The sequence below is a fragment of the Dehalobacter sp. CP genome, from assembly GCF_047652685.1.
Lineage (GTDB): Bacteria > Bacillota > Desulfitobacteriia > Desulfitobacteriales > Syntrophobotulaceae > Dehalobacter.
This window is the reverse complement of record NZ_CP157399.1, coordinates 2,832,390-2,855,960: the sequence shown is the minus strand read 5'-3', so window position 1 is coordinate 2,855,960 and position 23,571 is coordinate 2,832,390. Positions and strand designations below refer to the sequence as shown.

The 23,571-nt window shown below is 45.7% G+C and carries 25 protein-coding genes and 2 pseudogenes; 21 read left to right on the top strand and 6 right to left on the bottom strand.

Features of this window, described 5'->3' with window-relative positions:
• Positions 1 to 25 precede the first annotated feature (25 nt).
• The 19 genes and pseudogenes from AAH944_RS14150 to AAH944_RS14060 all read left to right on the top strand — a co-directional run bounded on the left by AAH944_RS14150 (position 26) and on the right by AAH944_RS14060 (position 16,060).
• Positions 26 to 1,630: a CTP synthase gene (locus AAH944_RS14150; protein ID WP_415535417.1), complete on the top strand. Its 1,605-nt coding sequence runs from the start codon at positions 26 to 28 to the stop codon at positions 1,628 to 1,630.
• A 179-nt stretch (positions 1,631 to 1,809) separates the two neighbouring features.
• The gene (locus AAH944_RS14145; protein WP_415535416.1) at positions 1,810 to 2,892 is read left to right on the top strand and encodes a lipid II:glycine glycyltransferase FemX; all 1,083 of its coding nucleotides are present in this window, start codon (positions 1,810 to 1,812) and stop codon (positions 2,890 to 2,892) included.
• Positions 2,893 to 2,963: 71 nt separating this feature from the next.
• Positions 2,964 to 4,160, top strand: a complete 1,197-nt coding sequence (gene alr / locus AAH944_RS14140) for an alanine racemase (RefSeq protein WP_415535415.1) — start codon at positions 2,964 to 2,966, stop codon at positions 4,158 to 4,160.
• 98 nt (positions 4,161 to 4,258) lie between these two features.
• The gene (locus tag AAH944_RS14135; protein ID WP_415535414.1) at positions 4,259 to 4,636 is read left to right on the top strand and encodes a response regulator; all 378 of its coding nucleotides are present in this window, start codon (positions 4,259 to 4,261) and stop codon (positions 4,634 to 4,636) included.
• Between the two features lie 329 nt (positions 4,637 to 4,965).
• Entirely contained in the window at positions 4,966 to 5,658 is a 693-nt protein-coding gene (locus AAH944_RS14130; RefSeq protein WP_415535413.1) for a hypothetical protein, read from the top strand.
• Positions 5,659 to 5,702: 44 nt separating this feature from the next.
• Positions 5,703 to 6,344, top strand: a complete 642-nt coding sequence (gene fsa / locus AAH944_RS14125; RefSeq protein WP_415535412.1) for a fructose-6-phosphate aldolase — start codon at positions 5,703 to 5,705, stop codon at positions 6,342 to 6,344.
• Between the two features lie 16 nt (positions 6,345 to 6,360).
• The gene (gene glpX, locus AAH944_RS14120) at positions 6,361 to 7,335 is read left to right on the top strand and encodes a class II fructose-bisphosphatase (protein ID WP_019225005.1); all 975 of its coding nucleotides are present in this window, start codon (positions 6,361 to 6,363) and stop codon (positions 7,333 to 7,335) included.
• Positions 7,336 to 7,461: 126 nt separating this feature from the next.
• The gene (gene rpmE, locus AAH944_RS14115) at positions 7,462 to 7,662 is read left to right on the top strand and encodes a 50S ribosomal protein L31 (protein WP_019225004.1); all 201 of its coding nucleotides are present in this window, start codon (positions 7,462 to 7,464) and stop codon (positions 7,660 to 7,662) included.
• An 86-nt stretch (positions 7,663 to 7,748) separates the two neighbouring features.
• Complete coding sequence (locus tag AAH944_RS14110; RefSeq protein ID WP_015044929.1) at positions 7,749 to 8,627, top strand: DUF1385 domain-containing protein; 879 nt, start codon at positions 7,749 to 7,751, stop codon at positions 8,625 to 8,627.
• Positions 8,628 to 8,655: 28 nt separating this feature from the next.
• On the top strand, positions 8,656 to 9,723 hold the full coding sequence (prfA, locus tag AAH944_RS14105; protein WP_415535411.1) for a peptide chain release factor 1: 1,068 nt from the start codon (positions 8,656 to 8,658) through the stop codon (positions 9,721 to 9,723).
• A gap of 32 nt (positions 9,724 to 9,755) precedes the next feature.
• The gene (gene prmC / locus AAH944_RS14100) at positions 9,756 to 10,634 is read left to right on the top strand and encodes a peptide chain release factor N(5)-glutamine methyltransferase (protein WP_415535410.1); all 879 of its coding nucleotides are present in this window, start codon (positions 9,756 to 9,758) and stop codon (positions 10,632 to 10,634) included.
• A gap of 57 nt (positions 10,635 to 10,691) precedes the next feature.
• Positions 10,692 to 11,810: an L-threonylcarbamoyladenylate synthase gene (locus tag AAH944_RS14095; protein WP_415535409.1), complete on the top strand. Its 1,119-nt coding sequence runs from the start codon at positions 10,692 to 10,694 to the stop codon at positions 11,808 to 11,810.
• Positions 11,801 to 12,349 carry a manganese efflux pump MntP family protein gene (locus AAH944_RS14090; protein WP_415535408.1) on the top strand — a complete coding sequence of 183 codons (549 nt, stop codon included), beginning with the start codon at positions 11,801 to 11,803 and terminating at the stop codon, positions 12,347 to 12,349. The genes AAH944_RS14095 and AAH944_RS14090 overlap by 10 nt, the downstream gene beginning before the upstream one ends.
• A 51-nt stretch (positions 12,350 to 12,400) precedes the next feature.
• Entirely contained in the window at positions 12,401 to 12,841 is a 441-nt protein-coding gene (locus tag AAH944_RS14085) for a low molecular weight protein arginine phosphatase (RefSeq protein WP_415535407.1), read from the top strand.
• A gap of 58 nt (positions 12,842 to 12,899) precedes the next feature.
• Positions 12,900 to 13,343, top strand: coding sequence for a ribose 5-phosphate isomerase B (rpiB, locus tag AAH944_RS14080; protein ID WP_415535406.1), 444 nt, complete (start codon positions 12,900 to 12,902; stop codon positions 13,341 to 13,343).
• 52 nt (positions 13,344 to 13,395) lie between these two features.
• On the top strand, positions 13,396 to 13,959 hold the full coding sequence (locus tag AAH944_RS14075) for a TIGR01440 family protein (protein WP_415535405.1): 564 nt from the start codon (positions 13,396 to 13,398) through the stop codon (positions 13,957 to 13,959).
• Between the two features lie 120 nt (positions 13,960 to 14,079).
• Positions 14,080 to 15,327, top strand: a complete 1,248-nt coding sequence (gene glyA, locus AAH944_RS14070; protein ID WP_415535404.1) for a serine hydroxymethyltransferase — start codon at positions 14,080 to 14,082, stop codon at positions 15,325 to 15,327.
• A gap of 22 nt (positions 15,328 to 15,349) precedes the next feature.
• A pseudogene (locus AAH944_RS14065) lies at positions 15,350 to 15,445 on the top strand (uracil phosphoribosyltransferase); the annotation flags it as partial.
• A 159-nt stretch (positions 15,446 to 15,604) separates the two neighbouring features.
• Positions 15,605 to 16,060, top strand: a complete 456-nt coding sequence (locus AAH944_RS14060; protein ID WP_019224995.1) for a deoxycytidylate deaminase — start codon at positions 15,605 to 15,607, stop codon at positions 16,058 to 16,060.
• A 418-nt stretch (positions 16,061 to 16,478) separates the two neighbouring features.
• On the opposite strand, the gene AAH944_RS14055 is transcribed toward AAH944_RS14060, so the two are convergent.
• The 4 genes and pseudogenes from AAH944_RS14055 to AAH944_RS14040 all read right to left on the bottom strand — a co-directional run.
• Complete coding sequence (locus AAH944_RS14055) at positions 16,479 to 16,610, bottom strand: hypothetical protein (protein WP_415535403.1); 132 nt, start codon at positions 16,608 to 16,610, stop codon at positions 16,479 to 16,481.
• A 267-nt stretch (positions 16,611 to 16,877) separates the two neighbouring features.
• Positions 16,878 to 17,117 (bottom strand): DUF2922 domain-containing protein, encoded by a 240-nt coding sequence (locus AAH944_RS14050; RefSeq protein WP_415535402.1) that lies wholly within the window; start codon positions 17,115 to 17,117, stop codon positions 16,878 to 16,880.
• 38 nt (positions 17,118 to 17,155) lie between these two features.
• A complete protein-coding gene (locus tag AAH944_RS14045; protein ID WP_415535401.1) occupies positions 17,156 to 17,383 on the bottom strand; it encodes a DUF1659 domain-containing protein in 228 nt (75 codons plus the stop codon).
• An 88-nt stretch (positions 17,384 to 17,471) separates the two neighbouring features.
• Positions 17,472 to 18,047, bottom strand: a pseudogene (locus AAH944_RS14040) (DUF3102 domain-containing protein); the annotation flags it as partial.
• A gap of 179 nt (positions 18,048 to 18,226) precedes the next feature.
• On the opposite strand from AAH944_RS14040, the gene AAH944_RS14035 reads away from it, so the two are divergent.
• Positions 18,227 to 19,657 (top strand): IS1182 family transposase, encoded by a 1,431-nt coding sequence (locus AAH944_RS14035; protein WP_415535400.1) that lies wholly within the window; start codon positions 18,227 to 18,229, stop codon positions 19,655 to 19,657.
• Between the two features lie 30 nt (positions 19,658 to 19,687).
• On the opposite strand, the gene AAH944_RS14030 is transcribed toward AAH944_RS14035, so the two are convergent.
• Entirely contained in the window at positions 19,688 to 19,972 is a 285-nt protein-coding gene (locus tag AAH944_RS14030) for a DUF3102 domain-containing protein (protein WP_415535399.1), read from the bottom strand.
• A gap of 329 nt (positions 19,973 to 20,301) precedes the next feature.
• Positions 20,302 to 21,945, bottom strand: coding sequence for a transposase (locus AAH944_RS14025; protein WP_415535398.1), 1,644 nt, complete (start codon positions 21,943 to 21,945; stop codon positions 20,302 to 20,304).
• A gap of 408 nt (positions 21,946 to 22,353) precedes the next feature.
• Between AAH944_RS14025 and wecB the strand changes: the two genes are divergently transcribed.
• The gene (gene wecB / locus AAH944_RS14020) at positions 22,354 to 23,511 is read left to right on the top strand and encodes a non-hydrolyzing UDP-N-acetylglucosamine 2-epimerase (RefSeq protein ID WP_415535397.1); all 1,158 of its coding nucleotides are present in this window, start codon (positions 22,354 to 22,356) and stop codon (positions 23,509 to 23,511) included.
• Positions 23,512 to 23,571: the final 60 nt, after the last annotated feature.

The window sequence follows — 23,571 nt, the reverse complement described above, 5'->3', positions numbered from 1 at the left end:
TGAGATAAGGAAAGGGTAGAAAAGGATGACGAAATTTATATTTGTTACCGGAGGCGTAGTAAGTTCCCTTGGTAAAGGAATAACAGCCGCTTCTTTGGGATGTTTATTGAAGAAAAGGGGACTCAAGGTCGCAATCCAAAAATTTGACCCCTATATTAATGTCGATCCTGGAACAATGAGCCCTTACCAGCATGGAGAAGTGTTTGTTACCGATGACGGAGCGGAAACCGATCTTGACCTCGGGCACTACGAAAGATTTATTGATGTTCCGTTATCCAAAAACAGCAATGTGACTGCAGGAAAGATTTACTGGTCGGTCATCACCAAGGAACGCAAAGGCGACTATCTTGGCGGCACGGTTCAAGTGATTCCTCATATTACGAATGAGATTAAAGAACGTATTTACCGGGTTGCCAGAGAGAGTAATCCCGATGTTGTAATTACTGAAATTGGCGGGACTGTCGGCGATATGGAGTCACTGCCGTTTTTGGAAGCTATTCGTCAGGTCCGTGGAGATATGGGCAAAGAGAATGTCTGTTATATCCACGTCACCCTTCTTCCTTATCTGTCGGCTTCCGGTGAGGTTAAGACCAAACCGACGCAGCATTCGGTCAAGGAACTTAGAGGTATCGGAATTCAGCCCAATATTTTGGTTTGCCGGGCTGACAAAGCAATTGACGATGATCTCAAAGAAAAACTAGCTTTATTATGTGATATTGACAAAGAAGCTATCATAACGAATACCACAGCTCCGACGATTTATGAGGTTCCGCTTCGTCTTCAGGAAGAAGGTATGGATGATATCGTTCTGTGCTGTTTGGGTATTAAAGCCCCCAAAGCGGATATGTCAACGTGGGAAAAAATGGTCTTGAAGATTAAGTCTCCATGTAGGTATACAGAAATTGCGATTGTCGGCAAATATGTCACTTTACCCGACGCCTACCTGAGCGTAGCAGAAGCCTTGCGCCATGCCGGCATCGATCAGGGGGCCGGTGTAAAAATTCGCTGGATTAATTCTGAGGAGCTTGAGGTTTCAGGGGCAGATTTGGGGCAGATATTTACCGGAATTAAAGGCATCCTGGTACCGGGAGGATTCGGAAACAGAGGGATTGAAGGGAAGCTCAAGGCGATCCAGTATGCCAGAGAGAACAAAGTACCGTATTTAGGCATTTGTCTCGGGATGCAGTGTGCCATCATTGAATTTGCCAGAAACGTCTGCGGGCTAAAAGGCGCGAATAGTACAGAATTTAACCCTGATACGGAGTATCCCGTGATCGATTTGCTGCCGGAACAAAAAGATATTGAAGATATGGGCGGGACGATGCGTCTGGGGATTTCTCCGGTCAGGGTCAAACCGAATACCCTTGCCAACTCGGCGTATTCCAGTGAAGTGATTTATGAGCGGCATCGTCACCGCTATGAAGTGAACAATTATTACCGGGAAATCCTTGAGAAGAACGGCATGGTATTCTCGGGCACATCCCCGGACGACAGACTCGTTGAAATATCGGAATATTCGGATCATCCCTGGTTTGTGGCTTCTCAGTTTCACCCTGAATTTAAGTCCAGACCGAACCGGCCGCATCCACTCTTCAAAAACTTTGTCACTGCAACACTGAAGGAAATATAAGACAGCAAACAACAGATGTTTAAGATCATATGATTACGTTTAAAATTAATAGGATAACAGGATGAAGAAAAACGTTTTTTGCCAGTCAACCGGTTCACGTCGAACAGGGTGATTGGTATTTCTATGAATTGTATTTCCGAAGATGATAGAATGAAATGTCTTTGGGAGGAGTGAAAAAAATGGAATTTACGGCAAGGTGGCTCACAATTGAAGATAAAGCAAAGTTTAATTCCTTTATTTGTAAGCATCCCAAAGGGCATGCGATGCAATTATGGGAATGGGGAGACATTAAAGGAAGAACGGGCTGGAAACCCTGGAGGCTTGCAGTGGAAAAAGATGGTGAGATTTTTGCTGCTGCAACAATTCTCGAAAGGAAACTGCCGTTGCTGGGGACCCCCATTTTCTACTGTCCGCGCGGTCCGGTCGTTGCTATGCACGACAGCGAAAAAATGGCAGCCGTCCTGGAAGCAATCAGGAAGCTGGCGCAAAAGCGCAAGGCGATTCTCTTAAAGATTGATCCTGATGTATCTTCAACCGATCAGGTTCTGGCAGGTATTTTGAAAGCTCAGGGCTTTAAAAAAATGGATACAGGAAAGAATTTTGAAGGTGTTCAGCCGAAGTTTGTATTCCGTCTGGACATTTCGCCGGATGAAGAGACCTTGCTCACGAATATGCATCAAAAAACCCGCTATAATATCCGCCTTTCCTCTAAAAAAGGTGTCGTGATCCGGAAAGGATCAAGAGAGGATCTACCGGAATTTTTCCGTGTACTCAAGGAAACGACCGAGCGGGATAATTTCCTGGTGAGGTCTTATACCTATTTTGAAGATCTGTATGATACGCTGGTGCCGGCAGGTTTTGCCGAACTTTTTGTTGCCGAATATGAAGGAAAGATTGTTGCAGGAACGCTGGCTTTCATCACAGGGGACAAAGCCTGGTACATCTATGGGGCATCATCAAATTCTTATCGCAATGTCATGCCCAACTATTTGATTCAGTGGGAAATGATTTGCTGGGCCAAAGCCAATGGTTGTACGCTCTACGATTTCAGAGGAGTATCCGGGGATTTGGCCGAGAGTAACCCGCTGTATGGACTGTATAAATTTAAAAAAGGTTTTAATGGCGAGTTTACAGAATTCATCGGGGAGTGGGACTATGTTTACAGGCCTGTCCTGTATGTGATCTGGCAGATTGCTGAAAAAGCTTACTCCGGGAAACTGAAAGGACTGCTTGCCCGGATGCGCAGGCCGCGGCATAAATAATTCATTCCTTGTAATTTCTTAAATGATCTCTTAAATAATTTTTAATATCATTTGTTAAAGAGGGGCTTGTCATGTCAGATCTATGGATCGAAGTAGATATGGATGCCATTATCTATAATTACCGACAAATCATGGCCGGGCTTTCTGCCGGATGCCGGCTCATGGCAGTCGTTAAGGCAGATGCCTACGGCCTCGGGGCTGCGGAAGTAGCAGGAGCCTTGCAGGGAGAAGGATGTACGGCCTTTGCTGTCACCACCATCTCTGAAGCGTTGCTGCTGCGAAACCAGGGTGTTGACGGTACAATCCTGGTGCTCGGCCCGTCGAGCCCGGAATACTGGCAGGCGGCAATCCAGGCCCATATTGAACTAACGGTATCACAGCTGGACTGGATACCGACACTGAACAAACTCGCCGAAACGTTGGGAACGAAAGCCGGGATTCAGCTGAAGCTGGAAACGGGTATGGGACGTACCGGTTTTACGGGCGATCAGCTGCAGGAATTAGCTGCAGCGTTGCGAGAAGCTCCTCAGCTGGAAGTAACAGGGGCGTACACGCACTTTGCCCGGGGAGCTCAGCGTGATCGTGCCTATACCAGAGCGCAGAATGGAAAATATCTGGCTTATGTTCAAACGTTGGAACAAGCAGGCATTCGGATCCCGCTAAAGCACGTCTGCAACAGCGCCGCCTATTTGGATTTTCCGGAGTATCATTACAATATGGTCAGAGTCGGAACACTCCTGATTGGTCATTGTCCTGCGCCGGCATTTGAAGGCAGGCTGCGGTTAAAAGACCCTTGGCTGGCCAAAGCAAGAATTGTTCACCTGCAAAAGGCGGCAAAAGGTACCTTTGTCGGCTACCAGAGTGTTTACAAGGCTAAAAAAGACACGACTCTGGCAGTGGTGCCGGTAGGTTATGCCGATGGGTTTGGGATTGAGCCCCGGCTTGTGCCTCAAAACATTGTGGATCTCGCGAAAATAATTGTCAAAAATATGGCAGCCCTGATGGGCATTCAGCTGGGCCGGGAAAAACTGCTTTGCAACGGGCAAACCGTCAGGATTGCAGGGAAAATTGGGATGCAGCTTACGGTACTCGATGTCGGCAGCGCGTCTTGCTCAGCCGGTGACGAGATTGTGATTCCCTTACGAAGGACTCAGGCCAATCCCAGGATTCTGCGGATGTATAAAAAAAATGGAGAAATAATGAGAATAAGGATAATTAATGAAGGATTTTTGTCTCCCAGCGAAGAACAATTGTCAAATAAAAGGTAGTATGGCGATCTTTGTCAAATCATATTGCTTTTAGCGCAATGGATGTTTTTAAAATCTATTGACAACTACAAATCTAGCTATAAAAAAGGGGGGCTTTGATGCTGAAGATGTTGATTGTGGATGACCAAAATGGGATCAGAAGACTTCTAACCGAAGTTTTTTTAGAATATGGTTATGAGATTGAATCGTGCGGCAGCGGAATAAAAGCGCTCGAGATTATTCCGGAATTTCAACCGGATCTGATAATCATGGATGTTAAGATGCCTGGAATGAGTGGAATTGAGGTTCTAACCAAACTCAGGGAGACAAATTGTAAAAGCCGGGTCATCATGATGACAGCATATGGCGATCAGATTTTTTATAAGCAGGCTGAGGAATTGGGAGTATCCGGTTTCGTTGTTAAACCTTTTGATTTAAATGAACTAAAAAAACAGGTTGGAGAAATTATCAGTACGGATCATGTTTCTGAGAATTGAAACGGTGGCTTAAAATAATGGCTTGAATGATCAACGGATTAACCGGCCAGACTTTAACGAAAGTCTGGCTTTTTGGCGGCCATGTAAGGTCTAATGCCACGGTACAATGAATGGTAAGAAGCGGTAATTCTAATATTCTAAAAAATCTAAGGCAGGAATAATATTTTACTTGGAGAACTATAAGCTATACGGCATACGTAAGCCGATGCCGATCCGCTGATTTGAGACGGCCACGGGGCAAAGAGCGGCAAGGCCACGGAGCCTAATACCGTGATTTCATGGAGCGGAAAGAACCAACAGGCTGACAGTGTGGGAGGTGAGCCTAAAGAATGATTATTCAGGCAGTCTCAACCATTGGGATGCTTTGTTCCCACTGCGGGAAACTTCAGTTTAAAACATTATCAGTATTTTCTTTTGCTCACTTGGGAAAGAACAGTTTCATTTGTACGTGTGGTACTCCATTGTTGACGCTCATCAGTTTTGAGAGCAAGAAAATCGGCATAGAATATTCTTGTATTTACTGCGGGATGCCGCATCACTTGGTTACCAGAAGGGAGTTGATCTGGGGAGAACAACCTTTGCGTCTGGGATGCAGCGACAAGGAACTACCAGTAGGCTATATCGGGCCTGAATCACGTGTCATGGAATTGTGCACGGAAATTAAAAAGAACTTTGTCCGACTGGCTTCGGAGTTAACAAGCGATCAGGAAGATCTTGATGTAATGACAGATGATTTTTTTGTTGTCTATGGCGTTATAGAGATACTTGGCAGGCTGGTTGAACGGAAAAAGCTTGGCTGCAAATGCGGAAATCATAACCTAACTGTAGAAATATTACCTGAAAGTGTAGAATTGATTTGCGATTTATGCAAGGCAATGGGTATTATTTATACGGATAATAAAGACATTTTGCGCATACTAGAACAAATGGGAGCAATTACTTTAGAGGAAAACGAGATGCGGATCATCAACGATTCTCTGAAGGGGAATCATAGAAAGAATATCATTACGGAGGTCGAGTAGGTTTTTTACTATGGCCGGATATTATTGAAGGAGGAATTTGACCTATGCGTTTTTTTCTTGATTCAGCCAATACAGAAGAGATTTCCCGGGCATGGGACATGGGAGTCATCGCCGGTGTTACGACGAATCCTTCTTTGGTAGCCAGAGAAAAAGAGGACTTTCACACCCTGATCCATAAAATTGCCGGGATCGTCGATGGCCCGATCAGTGCGGAAGTCATAGCGCTCGATTATGAGGGTATGCTCCAGGAAGCCCGGCAGCTCGCAGATATTCATCCAAATATTGTCGTCAAAATTCCAATGACGCTTGACGGTTTGAAAGCCGTCAAGACGCTGCGGGAAGAAGATATCCAGACGAACGTTACATTGGTGTTCAGCCCTGTTCAGGCACTGATGGCAGCAAGGGCGGGAGCCGCTTATGTCAGCCCTTTTTTAGGAAGACTTGACGATATCGGGGAGGTTGGCATGAATGTCCTGGCCGATATCTGCGAAATTTTTGAGGTCCATGATCTGGACTGCGGGGTGATTGCCGCCAGTATCCGTCATCCTGTTCACGTCCTTGAAGCGGCTAAGATCGGCGCGGATTTTGCGACAATACCTTTTGGCGTTTTGAGCAAATTATCCGAGCATCCCTTGACAAGTGCAGGAATTAATAAATTTTTGGATGACTGGAAGAAGTTAAGTTAAGAAGGGTGAAAAAGAGATGGAAAGAGAATTAACCATGGAATTTGCCCGGGTGACGGAAGCAGCAGCACTCGCTTCAGCGCGCTGGGTAGGAATGGGACAGAAGAATGAAGCCGATGATGCGGCAGTGGAAGCTATGAGATCTTTGTTTGATACCGTACACATGGATGGGACGGTCGTGATCGGCGAAGGAGAAATGGACGAAGCCCCGATGCTTTACATTGGGGAGAAACTTGGCACGGGCGAAAAGCCCGAGGTTGATGTTGCCGTCGATCCCCTCGAGGGAACAAATCTTGTTGCCAAAGGAATGCCGGGAGCCATAGCGGTTTTAGCTGTGACCAAAAGATATGGACTTCTGCATGCCCCGGATATGTATATGGATAAAATTGCTGTTGGTCCCAAGGCTGCAGGACGTATCCATCTGGATGCTCCGGTTGCCGAAAATCTCGAGAACATAGCCAAGGGACTCAATAAGAAAATTCAGGAACTTACGGTGGTTATTCTCGACAGGCCCCGCCACAGTGAGATCATCCGTCAGGTAAGAGAATGCGGCTCCAGAATACGCCTGATTACCGACGGTGATGTCGCTCCGGCTGTCGCCTGCGGGCTGGAAGGCAGCGGAGTTGATGTGATGATGGGGGTCGGCGGAGCTCCTGAGGGAGTGCTTGCCGCTGCTGCCCTGCGCTGTATGGGCGGGGAAATGCAGGGGAGACTTTGGCCGGAGAATGAAGAAGATGTTGAAAGAGCCCGGAAACTGGGTATTATGGATATCAATAAACTGCTGACACTCGATGATCTGGTCAATACGGATGACATCTTTTTTGCGGCAACCGGAATTACCGAAGGACCGCTGCTTAAAGGCGTGATATACAGCAGTGAGGGTGCCACGACGCACACTGTGGTGATGAGGGGCAAGACCGGTACGGTCCGTTTTATTGAAGCCAAACATTGTTTTGCCAAAAAGCCCAAATATGCAATTAAAGGTGCCTGCTAAAACGCTGCGAAAAGAAGCCTTCTGAATTGTTTTTTTCTTGACCGAAAGGCAAAGAATGTGCTAGAATATTTAGAGTTGACTGTATTTGATTGAGACGGATCTGATTGGGAAGGAAGGTGACGGGTCATGAAAGAGAAAATTCATCCGAAATATGAACAAACTACCATTAGCTGCGCTTGCGGCAATATTATAGAGACAGGTAGTACGAAGAAGGATATCAAGGTCGAAATTTGTTCCAAGTGTCATCCTTTTTACACTGGAGTTCAGCGATTTGTTGACGCTGGTGGACGAGTCGATCGTTTCAAAAAGAAATACGGTTTGCAATAACAACGGTCTGAAGCCGTTGCCTGTAAAAAACAAGGAGCAGAGCGTAAGCTCTGCTTTTCGGTTATTAGGCCTGGAGGTTTAAATTTATGGAAAAACCTGTTCAATATGGAGGGCAAGCGCTGATTGAAGGCGTAATGATGCGCGGGCCACGGGCGATTGCGATGGCTGTTCGTCTACCCAACGGAGAGATTGAAGTAACGACCCAAGATATTCATCCCTGGTCTCAGAAGCCAGTTCTTAAATTGCCGATCATTCGGGGTTTTGTTGCACTGCTTGAATCTTTGGTAATTGGAACCAAAGCTTTGATGTTTTCCGCCGACCGCGCTGTCGGCGAAGAAGAAGGAGAGGAGCTTGGCTTTTGGGCGATGGTGTTAACGATCGTTATTGCCTTTGCTGCCGGACTCCTGTTATTTGTCGGAATACCGACAGCTTCCGCTCATTTATTGACAGATATTTTTCCGGGTACCGTACTGCAAAATATTGTCGAAGGCCTCATTCGTCTTATTGTGTTATTTCTATATATCCTTCTGATATCCAGATTAAAGGATATTCAGAGGGTATTTCAATACCATGGGGCAGAACATAAAGCAATATTTGCGCATGAAGCTGGCGTGGAACTGAATCCGGAAAACATCCGAAAATACTCCAGACTGCATCCCCGGTGCGGGACGAGCTTCTTGCTTATTGTTGTTGTCGTCAGTATCTTTGTTTTTGCCTTTTTGGGCGTGGATCCTCTGTGGTGGCGTATCGTTTCCCGAATCATCCTGATGCCGCTAGTAGCTGGAATTTCGTACGAGCTTTTGAAGCTGTCAGGGAGATTTTCCAAATCGATGTTTTTAAAGTGGATCATAGTTCCCGGCCTTCTGCTGCAGAAGCTTACGACCAGGGAACCGGACGACTCCCAACTTGAGGTTGCGATTGCTGCGCTTAACGGGGTACTCGCGACCGGACAGGAACTTTCATAGATAAAATTCATTTGGGAGAGGTTAAAACATGCTAAACAGGCTCGAAGAGATAGAAAAAAAATATGACGACCTGACAGAACTCCTGGCCAAGCCGGAGATCATCGCCAATCAGGCTGATTTTCAGAAATATGCCAGAAGCCAGTCGGCGCTTACAGATATAGTCGCAGTATTTCGAGAATATAAAGAAATAAACCGGCAGATTGAAGATCTGAAAGGCATGCTTGACGAGGAACGCGATCCTGAAATGAGAGAAATGGCCGAGGCCGAACAGGATGAATTAACAAAGAGCAAAAAAAAGCTGGAAGAGGATTTGAAAATCCTGCTCCTGCCGAAGGATCCGAATGATGAGAAAAACGTCATTATGGAGATTAGAGCCGGTGCTGGCGGAGATGAAGCGGCTTTGTTTGCAGGTGATTTATACAAGATGTATACAAAATATGCCGAAAGTCAGAACTGGAAGACCGAACCCTTAAGTGCCAGTTTCACGGATATTGGCGGCTTTAAAGAGATTATTTTTATGATCGAAGGACAGGGTGCTTATAGCAGACTGAAATATGAAAGCGGTGTTCACCGTGTTCAGCGGATTCCCGCGACCGAATCCGGCGGCAGGATTCATACGTCTACCGTGACGGTTGCCGTACTACCTGAAGCCGAGGAAGTCGATGTTGCGATTAACCCGAACGATATCAGGATCGATATTTTTTGTTCCAGCGGCCCTGGTGGTCAGTCTGTAAATACGACACAGTCGGCAGTCCGCATTACCCACTTGCCGACGGGGATCGTGGTCTCTTGCCAGGATGAAAAATCCCAGCACAAGAATAAGGATAAAGCCTTAAAAGTACTCAGAGCCAGGCTGTTGGAAAAAGCTCAAGAAGAGGCAGCCGGCGAGATTGCCCAGGAACGTAAAAGCCAGGTAGGGACAGGTGACCGCAGTGAGCGCATTCGAACCTACAACTATCCGCAGGGCAGAGTTTCCGATCATCGTATCGGCCTTACACTGCATAAACTGGACAGCATTTTGATGGGTGACATCGAAGAAATCATTACGGCATTGATTTCGGCCGATCATGCCGAAAGGCTCAAAGCTTCGGTCTAATGGACAAAGATGAAAGCAGGAGTTTACCGGGTATGACAGACAGACCTGATGCTCATCGGCCAATGGAGCTGCTTCGGCAAGGCACACAGTATTTAGCGCAGTGCGGGGTAGCTGACGCCCGGGTAGAGGCGGATCTTATTCTGGCCTTTGTGCTTAAAACGACGAGAGACAAACTATATGCCGAGCGTGACAGGGTAATCGCTTCCCCGGAAAAAGAGATCTATAATGATTTCCTGAAACGACGTGGTCAGAGGGAACCACTTGCTTATCTGCTTAAGACCCGTGAATTTATGGGTCTTGATTTCTTTGTGGACCCAAGCGTTCTGATCCCGAGGCCAGAAACGGAACTTCTAGTTGAGAAAGTCCTGAAATTGGGCAAGAATATAGGTAGAGAACGAGAAAATGAGGAAGTTTCTACAAAGGTTCTTGATCTTTGCACAGGCAGCGGGGCAATTGCCGTTGCTGTGGCCTATTATTGGAATCAGGCGTCCGTTGTCGCTGTTGATATGTCTTCTGAAGCGTTGACTGTCGCTAAAATCAATGCGGCCAAGATGAACGTGAATATTGACTTTCGTCTGGGAGATCTTTTTGCACCGGTACAGGGAGAAAAATTCAGCCTGATTGTTTCCAATCCTCCGTACATCTCAGAACAGGAAATTCTGGAGTGTTCGCCCGAAGTCAGGAAAGAGCCTGTCTTAGCCCTGCTGGCTGGAAAAGATGGTCTGGATTTTTACCGGAGGATTGCTATGAATGCAACAGAATTCTTGAGCCATGGGGGAATAATTTTGGTGGAAATCGGGTATTCCCAGGGAACCCAGGTTCGGGAATTATTTAAGGCCGCCGGATATCAAACCGAATTATTTTCTGATTACGCTGGTCTGGATAGAATAGTGCTGGCCCGCAAGGAATAGTATTTCGTTAATAACCGGTTGAAACCGCCGTTTGGATAGGGCCACGAAGGAGCTGTCATGGAGACAAAAAGAATTCGGCTGAGGCCGGACAGCATCATACAGGATAAAGAATTGCAGGAAGCAGCAGCTTTGCTCCGACAGGGCGAAGTCGTGGCATTTCCTACCGAGACCGTTTATGGGCTTGGCGCCAATGCGCTGGACAGCGAAGCCTGTGCCAAAATATATGCGGTAAAAGGACGACCTTCGGATAATCCGCTGATTGTTCATGTTGCTTCCTTGGACGAAGCACAGCAGCTTGTCCGTGTTTGGCCGCCGCAGGCTGAAGTCTGCGCGCGGAATTTCTGGCCAGGACCTTTAACGCTGGTACTGCCCAAGAGAGCACATATTCCGGAAATCGTCAGCGGAGGACTGGACACGGTGGCGGTCAGAATGCCGAGTCACCCTGTTGCCCTGGCCCTGATTGAAGCAGCGGGTTGTCCGTTGGCCGCGCCGAGTGCGAATATATCGGGGAAGCCCAGTCCGACCAATGCGGAGCATGTTTGGCGGGATCTGAAAGGGAAGATTCCGTTGCTGATTGATGCCGGATCTTGTACAGTGGGTCTTGAATCGACGGTGCTCGATTTGACCGGGGAACTACCAACAATTTTGCGCCCGGGAGGAATTACGCTTGAACAGCTTCAGGCAGTGCTGGGGAAGGTCGAACTGGACCGCAGTGCTGATCACGGACAGCCGACCGTAGAGCCCAGATCGCCTGGTATGAAATATAGACATTACGCACCGGAAGGTAAAATCATTTTATTCAGTGGTAGCACCTCTGAAAAAGCTGAAAAGATGACGAAATATCTGAGGAACAAAAACAACGCGGCAAGGACTGCAGTACTGTGTTTGGACGAAACGGTCGCCAGACTGACCGGAGATACGACCGGCAAGGCCGATATGATATTTGCACTTGGTTCCAGGAATAATCTTGATTCAGCTGCCAGCCGTCTGTTTGAAGGACTGAGACTGTGTGACGAGCAAAACATCGACACCATTCTGGCGGAGGAGATTGCAGAAGAAGGAATAGGGCTTGCTTTTATGAACCGTTTGAAGAAAGCAGCTGGCAAAAAAAATTTTGGTCCAGGGAGCAGGTATCTCAATCTGACCGATACTAAGGAGGAAAACACTTGGAATTAATATGGATCATAGCGGTATCAATAGCACTAGGGATGGATGCCTTTTCCTTCTCGCTTGCTTTGGGAATGATTGGGATCGACAATAAAACAGCGCTGCGGTTGAGTACTGTCGTGGCAGTGTTTCATGTTTTCATGCCGCTTTTGGGTTTGTGGATTGGACAGAAACTTGGACTGCTGTTTGGCAATGTTGCAGTTGGGATCGGAGCTGTCATTTTGCTCTGGCTTGGCAGTAAAATGATTCTGGGTGCCATTCGGGGATCGGGAGAAAAAAACATCCCGAGTTTAAAAGGATTCGGAATTTTCGTTCTGGCAGGAAGCGTCAGCCTTGACGCACTGAGTGTCGGATTTTCTCTGGGTACGTTTGTCAGCATGATCCTGCCGGCAACCCTGATCATGGGTTTTACAGCAGGTATCATGACAGGAGGCGGTATTCTTCTTGGTCGAAGAATCGGCACCTGGGCCGGCAGCAAAGCGGAAGCCGTCGGTGGCGGCATCTTGTTTTTGATTGGCCTGAGAATGGCCTTCGGTCTTGTTTTCTAAGTCAATCGAATTTTAATTTACTAGTCCGGAAAAGAGGGTATAATGATATCTATGAAAATCTTGTTTGTTTGTACAGGAAATACATGCCGCAGTCCGATGGCAGAAGGTCTTGCCCGCTTATATTTTCCGGAAGGGTATGAGCTTTTCTCGGCCGGGATTCAGGCTTTGGATGGCGATCCCATCAGCCCGTATGCAGGGGAAATTCTCCAGGAAAAGGGAATTGATTCCCAGCGGCATCGGGCGGTCAGGCTGCAAAAAGATACGCTCGCTGCTGCTGATCTGATCCTGACAATGACCAAAGCTCAGAAAAAAGTACTGTCCGGTATTTATCCGGAATATCAGGATAAAATCATGCAACTCGGAGAATGGTCCGGTTTGGATAAAGAAATTTCCGACCCATGGCTGGGATCTCTGAAAACATACAGGTTCTGTGCGGAAGAAATTGAAGAAATGATCAAAGCCGGAGTACGGCGGTATCGAGGGAACAGTTAGCGCCTGTAAATGCTAGATAAAAAATGATGATAAAAACTACGGAGTTCAGGAGGCAGAAATGAAAATTGCATTGGGTGCAGATCATGCAGGATATCAGCTTAAGGAGTGCATCAAAGAATTTCTTGCGGAAAAAGGCCACGAGATTCTAGATTGCGGTACAGACAGCGACAGTTCCGTTGATTATCCGGGGTATGGCTTCAATGTCGGGAAAGCAGTGATTGAAAGTAAAGCGGATTCTGGAATCGTGGTCTGCGGCACCGGAATAGGGATTTCCATCGCAGCCAATAAAGTCAAGGGAATTCGGGCTGCCCTTTGTACCGACAGTTATATGGCCAAGATGGCGAGGCAGCATAATAATGCCAATATCTTAGCACTCGGAGCAAGGGTAATTGGTCAGGGCGTTGCGCTGGATATTGTCGAGACTTTTTTGACGACATCCTTCAGCGGGTGGAAACATGCCAGAAGAGTAGATATGATCAGCGATTTTGAGCAGCGATCTTAATTTTTTAGGCTGAGGATACTGGCCCAAAAAATAAGAAAGGCGTGAGGGTACTATGACGGATAAGAAGGAAATGCTTCGGCAAATCAAAGATGAGTGGGAGCATATTCTTCAGGCATTTGAGGATACAGCTGGACTAAAGCCTGGGCAGCTGCTGGTTGTCGGCTGCAGCACGAGTGAAATTATCGGGGAAAAGATTGGCAAAGCAGGCAGCAAAGAAGTGGCTGATGTTCTGTTCGAACCACTTCGGAGATGGGCGGACAAGCTTGGGATTTTTCTGGCGGTTCAATGCTGTGAGCATTTAAACCGGGCGCTCATCGTGGAAAGAAGTACGGCTGACAGGCTGAATTTTGAACCCGTCGTGGTGATACCGTCGCTTTCAGCAGGCGGGGCAATGTCCCTGGCTGCCTGGGGAAATTTTTTCGATCCTGTTGCTGTCGAACAGATTAGGGCTGATGCAGGGATCGATATCGGAGACACGTTGATTGGCATGCATCTCCGCCCGGTCGCTGTTCCACTAAGGATTGACGTCCGAAATCTCGGCGCGGCTCACCTTAACCTTGCCAAAGCGCGGCCGAAATATGTCGGCGGCCCGAGAGCTGCTTATCCCTGCGACTGAGGCGGCCAGGACAGAAGCTTATACGGAAGCATATGCTAAACAGAATGATTTTAAGGTTGATAAGATGCCAGAAAAGGAAACAATATTCTAATTATTTTTATGATAGAGGTGGATATTCAGATGGATTATATTCAGAAATATTTAGCGTCCCAGGACCCTGAGGCAGCAAAAGCCATAGAGCTGGAAGAAAATAGACAGGAAAATAAAATTGAACTCATTGCTTCGGAAAACTTTGTCAGCAGGGCAGTTATGGCTGCTCAGGGTTCGGTCCTGACAAACAAATACGCTGAGGGATATCCGGGAAAACGTTATTACGGCGGATGCGAGTATGTTGATATTGTTGAAAATCTGGCCAGGGAAAGAGTTAAAAAACTGTTTAATGCGGAACACGCTAATGTTCAGCCCCATTCAGGAGCACAGGCCAATACAGCAGTTTATTTTGCCATGCTGAATCCTGGGGATACGGTTCTGGGCATGAACTTGTCGCATGGGGGGCATCTTACGCACGGGAGTCAGGTCAACATCTCGGGAAAGTATTTCAATTTTATTGAATATGGCGTTGATAAGGAAACAGAACGGATCGACTACGACAATCTGCATAGACTGGCGCTTGCTCATAAACCAAAGATGATTGTCGGCGGAGCGAGTGCTTACCCTCGTCAGATCGATTTTAAACGGATCAGAGAAATCGCCGATGAAGCTGGCGCTTATGTGATGATTGATATGGCGCATATTGCAGGTCTGGTGGCGGTCGGTCTTCATCCGAGCCCCGTTTCCTATGCGCATTTTGTAACCAGCACAACCCATAAAACCTTAAGGGGGCCAAGAGGCGGGCTTATTCTCTGTAAAGAGGAATTCGGGCCGAAGATTGATAAAGCGATATTCCCCGGAATTCAGGGCGGCCCGCTGATGCATGTGATTGCAGCCAAGGCCGTTGCTTTCGGTGAAGCTCTTCAGCCGGGATTTGTTGAATACCAGCAGCAGATTTTGCAAAATGCCCAGGCATTAGCCAAAGGATTTCTAGCAAGAGGATTCCGTTTAGTTTCAGGCGGTACGGACAACCATTTGCTGCTGCTGGATGTCAGACGCAAGGGGCTGACCGGCAAAGAAGCTGAAACACGGCTGGACAGTGTCGGCATTACCGTGAATAAAAATACGATCCCGTTTGATCCTCAGGGGGCCAATGTAACGAGCGGTATACGGATCGGTTCGCCTGCGGTCACGGCCAGAGGGTTGAAGGAAGCCGAGATGGATCTGATCACTGAGGCGATTGACCTGACGCTGACTGCCGGCAGTGATGCTTCAAGAATTGCCCGGGCCGAAGCGATTGTCAAAGATATTTGCGGAAGATTTCCTTTGTATAAGTAACTTAAACTAAACTAACCTAACCTACGTTGCGGCCATCGATCAATGCTTAAATGAATCCACCTATATCGTTCCGGGACTCGGAGATGCCGGGGACAGATTGTTCGGATCAAAAGAATAAACAACAGAGAAGAAGCAGAAAAATGAACAGAAAAAGATCCTAGCAGATATAATGACAGCAGCGTCTGGCACGAGTATACTAAAAATAGAGAATTATCTTAGCAGACAAAAATTCAGTGAACTTTTTGGCGAAGGAAAGCGGAATGCGGGGAGTAGTGTGATGAAAAATCAAACCAGGCCAGCGTGGGACGAATATTTCCTTGATCTTGCCCAGCTGGTGGCCAGGCGGTCGACCTGCTTAAGGCGCAATTATGGCGCAGTGATTGTCAAAGACAATATTATTGTTAGCACAGGTTACAACGGCGCTGCCAGAGGGGAACCCAATTGCATTGACATCGGGGAATGTGTCAGGGAACGGTATAATGTTCCCAAAGGGGAAAGATATGAGCTTTGTATGGCGGTTCACGCTGAACAAAATGCGATTATTGCCGGTGATCCCGTAAAAATGCAAGGAGCCACAATCTACATATCCGGCTATGAATTTGATGGAGAACAAGCATCGGGGGAACCCTGTCTGCTGTGCCGGAGAATGATTAAAAATGCGATGATCAAACGGGTTGCTTATCTTGATGAAAACGGTAAAAAGAAAAACATCCGATTTGAGACGAGCGAGTAATATGTCCATCGATGAGGGTGCTGCCCTGAAGACTTTAATCCTTTAAACTTCAAAAAGAGTATAACCAATAAGCCTGCCCGAAAGGGTGGGCTTAATCTTTTCGGGAAACAGGGAAAATCAGACTGTCTGTTTAAGCGGAGATAGGATGACTTCATACCCTAAATTTTGAAGTAAATGGACGTTTCATTTTAAAATACGATCCCAGCAATTTATTGAACCGGTGCAGATCCTTTATAGGTTTGTCGGCTGCCCTGCGTGCTCAGTCTGCATGAGTAAATAATAAGACTATAAAACAATAGCATAAAGTGACAAGGATATTGAGGATTTGGCCAACCTCAAGGGAAAAGAAGAATGTTTGCACACTGGATTAGGGGTACTGCCAGAAGCAGGATAATGGGAGCCGGATGAGCTGAGAGGTTCACGTCCGGATCTGGTGTACCACGAAAGGCAAAATGGTGATGGAGGAAGGCCCTCCGGTGGGGACTAGATAGGTAGACCTGCCAAACAGCCCTATGCTGCTGTGGTCAAAAACCATGGTAGTTCCTGACATAACGGTTTTGCTCATATTCAGTTAGCCATGTTTCAATTGTATTCCTGTAAGGATCCATTTTGGATGTTCTGAGGTTGAGGATATGATGATATCTAAGACGGGTTATGCACTATTTCTTGAAATTTTTATAGTTCAAACTTAGCTAAGGGTTCATATAATAATATGAACAGTGATCAGGCAAAAGATGAGCGGGGGCGAGGTCGCCGGCAAATCCTAATTGCCGTCGGCCCGCCCCCGCTCTTAATCTCTAATGCCGGTGCTGCCCGCTTACACTTGCGGAGGATCGTAAAGGTCATTGCTCGTTGTTTCGATGACCTTTATATCCTTTACCCCTGTAAGGGCACCGTTTGTCGTGAGGAATATCCCGCCTGCTATAAGCGCGTTCATAACGCTCATGGCTTCAGTGAGCTGAATATCCTGCCTCGGTTGGGGAACCGTTAGGGAAAACGTGTTCCCTCCGGCAGTTACAAAAGTTAATCTTGCTGTTCGGTTGGTGGTCACAGCCAATTGAATCACCCCCTTCATGCCTGAAATTACCCTCTGGTTTACTCCTCATTTGTCAATTCATCCGTTCTTCTGAAGTAAACGTCAAGCAGGGTATATTCCGACAGGCTGAAGATGGCATAAGCCGCCTCATAGACAGCTTGATTCGAAGCATTGTAAACAATATTGTTAAGGGTTCGCTGTTTGGTTATCGGAGCGCCGGCGGGGTCGACTCCGGTCTGATAAACCAATACCAGAGCCGCGCCGGATGGTGCTGACACAACGGCCATTCCAATCATCTCCTTTCCCTTTGATTGGACAGCTTACGGCTGTCTTGTACATACTATGCTTGGCTTGTCCAAAGGTTCCAAAAAAAAATCAGGAATTAACTCTAAGCGGTTTCCTGGGGGGCGGCCACTCTTTAATCGTCTCCGCCATGTATTCAATCAGCCGGTTGGCTTCTTTTCTTTTTTCTTCTTTCAGGTTGGGATCGATATGGGCCAGATTGGTGAGCGCTGTCGTCAGATCGAAGAAGGTATCGGCGATCGTTTTGCTGCAAGTATCGCATTTCTCTACATACTTGATGTAGGCGTCTGGGTCACGTTCGGTTTTAAGGTTGTGGGTAAAAGGGGCAGTTTGACCTGCAGAAGAAGCTATACTAGCAGAGAGAGCTTCTGCTTTGATATTTTCCGGATTCGTCGGCCTTGACGGGGTCTTAGCCTCCTCCTTTTTTAATTCGGAGATTGTGCTGTCGATCGTCTCCAGCCCTTTTTTAAGTGCTTGATTCTCCTGAAGAGCCTGTTCCTTTTCCTGATTGGCCTGGTCTCTGTCCTGAAGCGCCTGCTGCAGCTTCTTGGTGGTCATACCGCCGACATCATTCTGCTCGATGAATTCCTCCCGCTCCTCTGCCGGTAAACCCAGAAGGAGGAGGGCCTGGGTGTAAGTCATATTCGACATTGAGGGTCTGTTGACAAACGGTGTAGAATAACTCAATTTTAATATTTGACAATTTTGAAATTTACTATACTAGTGTACTCAAATTCTAAACGACGAAATTTAAAACTTCCCCCAAGGTCTTGTAAAATCAAACGATATCACCCTCTGGAATGGTATAATGAAATAGGGTGATGACGATGATGACAGAGCAAAAAAGCAGACAAAATCGGATGCTGTGCGTATTAATGGAAGACCTTGTACCTAAAGGACACTTCCTTCGGAAGCTGGATGCGGCAATAGATTTCAGCTTCATATATGAAATCATGAGGCCGGTGTACAGTGACATAGGACGACCATCAGTCGACCCGGTCATTTTAGTAAAAATGCTACTTATCGGCTATTTGTACGGGATAGATTCGGAGCGAAAGCTCGAGGAAGAGATTACGGTCAACATCGCCTATCGCTGGTTTCTTGGCCTTGATCTGGAAGACAAAGTCCCGGATCACTCCGTCTTTTCCCAAAACCGCAAGCGCAGGTTTAAGGATACAGAAGTGTTTCAGGAGATATTTAACACAGTGGTTAAAAAATGTGCTGAAGCTGGACTTATTGGCGGTGAATGCGTGGTTATGGATTCCACGCATATCAAAGCTAACGCTGCTAATGGCAATGCAGAGGAAGTGCTTCTCATGGAAGGGCCGAATGAGTACTGGCAAAAACTAAATGACGAATATGGCCAGGACATCCGGCAAAAAAGCGAAGATGCCGACATGACTGTGACCATAAAAAAAAAGGCCGTCTCCGATCCTGAAGCTGGATGGATGCACAGACATCCCAAGCCGGCAGGATTCCACTACCTTTGCCATCAAAGCGCAGATATCCAATACGGTATCATAACAGACGTGCATGTTACGCCGGGAGATGTGACAGATGCTCCCTATTGTGTTAAACGTATAGCATACCAGAAACAGAAACTAAAAATACCGTTCCGCTTCGCCGGATTGGACAGCGGCTATGATACAGTCGCAGTACATCATGGTCTCCACAAGCTTGGAATTAGAGGATATATCCATCTGAATACCGGTCATAATGCCAGTTGGCGCAAAGAAAGAGGCCTGTTTTCAATTGATGATTTCAGATATGACGGTAAGAATGACTGCTATATCTGTCCAAATGGTTGCACATTACATTACATAGGCGTAAGAAAAGTGCGTTATCGAGTTGGTAAAAACTATGTGTCAAGATCACAAGATTGTAAAAGCTGTCCTTTGAAAAACCGTTGCATTACCGGAAAGGCTAGTTATAAGGAGGTCCGACGGGATTTCTATCAAGAGGATCAGGAACGCAATCACGCTTTAATTGGTACTGCTATCTACCGACATGTAATGCGAAAACGTCAAGTGATCAGTGAAGGGAACTTTGCTTTGCAAAAACGATGTCACAACTTAAGGTTTACCCGAAAACGAGGCGTCTGGAAGGTTCAAGAACAATGCTTCCTTTCAGCAATGGCATTAAATCTTAAAAGACTAGTGAAATATGGGACAGCACCGCTCTTGCCGGCTGTCCCATATCTTCTTTATATTCTAGATGTTGTTTTAAAGAGAAATATCCGATTAAGGCCCGTTTACTAAGTATATATATTTCATTTTAAGCCAGGTTTGTCAACAGACCCTTGATGTCGATTTTGACGTGTCCAATCCGTCAGAGAAGTTTGGCCCGTACTCTTGGTAGAGTTTGATCAGTCTTTCGGCAGTTTTCTGGGAATAGCTCACAGACTCTGCCAGCCACTTACCCCATTCCCCGTGTTTGACCAGATCCTTGGCTTCCAGCAAACGACGGCCGATTTCAATGGCACTGGTGAGCAGAATTTTTTTGGTTTGGCAGGTTATCATATTTATTTCAGCCGCAATGACAAGCGGCGTACGTTCGCTGGCCGGATTATCCATACCGCCCGCCCTTTCATTATGAGTCTAATTACAGCATATGCGGATAAGCTTCGGATGGTGAGGGCTTGGCTTTTTATAAGCCGGCGGATCATAGAGGAAATATAACAGATGCCAAGGATATTATTTCCAAGTAATTTTGAAAAGGGAACATATGCTTGGTAAAATGTATATATGATTCCACTGCTGAAAACAGTTAACTTCTTCTCAACACTTCAATAAATGGTAAATAAAGTAATGTATTTCTTCTAAAACTTCATCCAGCAGTATAACTGGTTTGTTTTTTAGATCCTTAGCATGTGTTTGTTCACTCTTTTTAGCCCTTTCTTTTGTTAAACAGTGACAGGTATACCTTGGTTAGGCTTAAGCAAGTTTTTCACTTTCCTTCGGATATCCCCTTGGAAAAATCGGGTTAGCTGACGAAAATTATGGGCAATAAGCTTTGTTCCCATAACCAGATTACATTTTGGGATACCTCTTACACTTAATTTGTCCGCATCTTGAGCCCGCTTTAACGCTGAATTTGTTCCTTCAATAGCAGCTCGTTTACTTGTGGCTTCCTGGCGATTTCCTTGATCTTCAATTTTTAGGCGATTTTCTTCGGAATCTAAGCTCTTCTGGCTTACCCGCACTACGGTATCATTTTTCTGAAATTTGACCCGGCAATTTTCTCTAAGGGGACATTTGTCACATGTTTGACGGTTGAAATGAGCACTTAAGGTTCTACTCTTTTCATCGAAATCTGCCCGAATTGGTTCTTGCTCTGCCGGGCAAAGCAGGATCTTTTGTTTATCTTTAATCTCAAAAGCAGTATACGGAAGTTTTTCGCTGGATTGTTTACGACCTGTCATATCCGTGTAATGTACTTCAATTCCTTGGCTTTGGGCCTCCCTTGTAACTTCCGGACTATAATAAGCACCATCCGTATATAAATCTTTAACTCCTTTTTCCGCAAGGTTGGGAAGATCTCTTTTAAGCAATTCAATGTCACTGGTTGTATTGGGGGCAAGGTCATAATGGGTTACGATTTGAACTGGATTTTCATCAGCACAGGTTTCGGCTAGGTTTAGAACATAGCCCACATGTTTTTTGCCGTTTTTGTTGTGATAAGTTGCATCTGGATCATAAGCGGATTGTAGAGATTTTGCAGATATTTCTTTATTATCTTTGGCGATCCAGCGATTTTGTTCTTCACTAAATGTCGCTTGTTCTTTTAGGAAACGTTCTACAAGCTGGGTGGCAGGATTTGCTTTAAGGTCAGGTTGCCCTTGAGCCAATTGAAGGACTTCCGAACAGGATTCGATTAAACTCTGAATGCGGGATTGAGTGTCTTTTCCTTTAAGTTTATAAAGAAATTGCGTCTTGTAATCTGGTTTAAGAAAGATTTTTAAGGAGTCATTCAGGATGTTTTCAGGAAGTGCTTTTACTCCATTGACTAAAACATCATAGGCCAGCGAGAGACGCCCTGCTAGTTTAATATTGGACATAATCTGCGTTGAATCCATGCGTACTTCATCCGTATTAAGTTTTGCAGCTTTAATGAAATGATCTGTAAGCTTCTGAAATTGAACAAAGATGAGGTCTGCTTCTTCCGGATACTCCAGCGAATAATTATATAGTCTGGCTCTAAACTCATACAGCGTTCGTGGTGCAAAATAGCGTTCGCCTAAAGTACGAAGGCCTAAAGCATAAGAAATTTGAAAGTTATAGGCATATTCATCAAGTAGTACTTCATCGGTATAATCTCGGATCTCTTTGATTAAATCAAGACTCATGAGGATGTTTACCGGAAAGTTGGGACGCCCGTTATCGCTAGAGTATAAAGGTGCAAATACGCTTTCATCAATTTGGCAAAAAACGTGCTGATAGAAAAGTGCCGCCCAGGATTTCTGAAGTTTCTGAGCGAGTCTTAAGTCCATACTATCGAGACTGCTAAATAAGTTTTCTTGTAAATGTTCATTATTTTTACGAAACATCTGCAACACCCCATAAAATCAATTTATCTCTTTCATCCAACTAATTCTTAGCTTATACTTGATAATTCGATATCGAGAGATAAATTTCCTTCTGAAAAACAAGGACTTCTAAGGGGTTTTTGCAGTAGAATCATATATGATTTGTTGAAAATGATGAGTATATTTGTGGTTATGGCCGAACATTCATCAGATCCATACACCAATAGAAATAAGAAACTGATTATCCAAAATCACATTTTATAACATGAACAGGAGGCGCATCGAAACCATCAGTTAAATACATATATATGTATATATATGTATATATTTGCGGAAAATGCTTATGGCGTGTATAATATATAAGGTTACATAGTCATAGTCTTTACGGTCGATGCCTGCAGGCAACCGGTCATTAATGAGGGAAATATTATGGATTTGGAACAAAGAAAATATAAGGTCATGACTGTATTTGGAACCAGACCTGAGGCTATTAAGATGGCACCTGTCGTAAAAGCATTAGAAAAGCAGGACGACGTTGACAGCCTGGTTGTTGTTACTGCCCAGCATCGTGAGATGCTGGATCAAGTTGTTAAACTCTTTGATATTGTACCTGATTATGATCTTGATTTAATGAAGCATGGACAGACCCTGGCCACCCTTACCACTGGAGTGCTGACAGGAATGGATGAGATATTGCTCAAGGAAAAACCGAATTTGATCTTGGTACAAGGGGATACTACAACTACTTTTGCATCAGCCCTAACAGCTTTTTATCATAAGATCCCGATCGGCCATATCGAGGCTGGTTTGCGAACTGGCCAGAAATATTCTCCCTGGCCGGAGGAAATCAATCGGAAACTTACCAGTGGTTTAGCAGACTTGCATTTTGCACCTACCGAAGTATCGAGAAGTAATCTGCTGCGCGAAGGGGTCGACCCGGAGAATATATTTGTTACAGGCAACACAGTAATCGATGCCTTATTAAGTACCGTTAAGCCGGAATATCGGTTTGCGGATATAGACTTAAACAGGATTTTAGAAGTAAATAAAGATAAACGAATGATCCTAATGACAACGCACCGCCGGGAGAATTGGGGAGAACCCATGCGGCAGATCTATCAGGCGCTGGAAACAGTCCTGCGGGAATTTCCGGATACCTATGTTATATTCCCGATGCATAAGAACCCTACGGTCAGGAAAGTAGTCACGGAGGTCTTAGGAGGCAATGAAAAGGTCCATTTAATTGAACCTTTGGATTACGAACCCTTTGTAAATCTAATGGCAAAGGCCTATTTGATCCTGTCAGACTCCGGGGGGATCCAAGAAGAGGCCCCTTCACTGGGCAAGCCCGTTCTGGTGGTCAGGGATACGACTGAACGGCCTGAAGCTGTCGATTCAGGAACCGTATTACTGGTTGGGACACAATACAATAAGGTTGTTGAAAGCATTCAGCAGCTATTAACCGACCAGGATACTTATGGAAAAATGTCTCAAGCGACAAATCCATACGGAGACGGCAGATCAAGCGCAAGAATCACCCAAATTATTGTTGAAAAATTTTTTGATCATAAGATTTTCAGCATCTGATCACAAGAATTTCTTAAATAAAACAAAAATAACCTCAAAAAGTTGCAAAATGAAAACTGA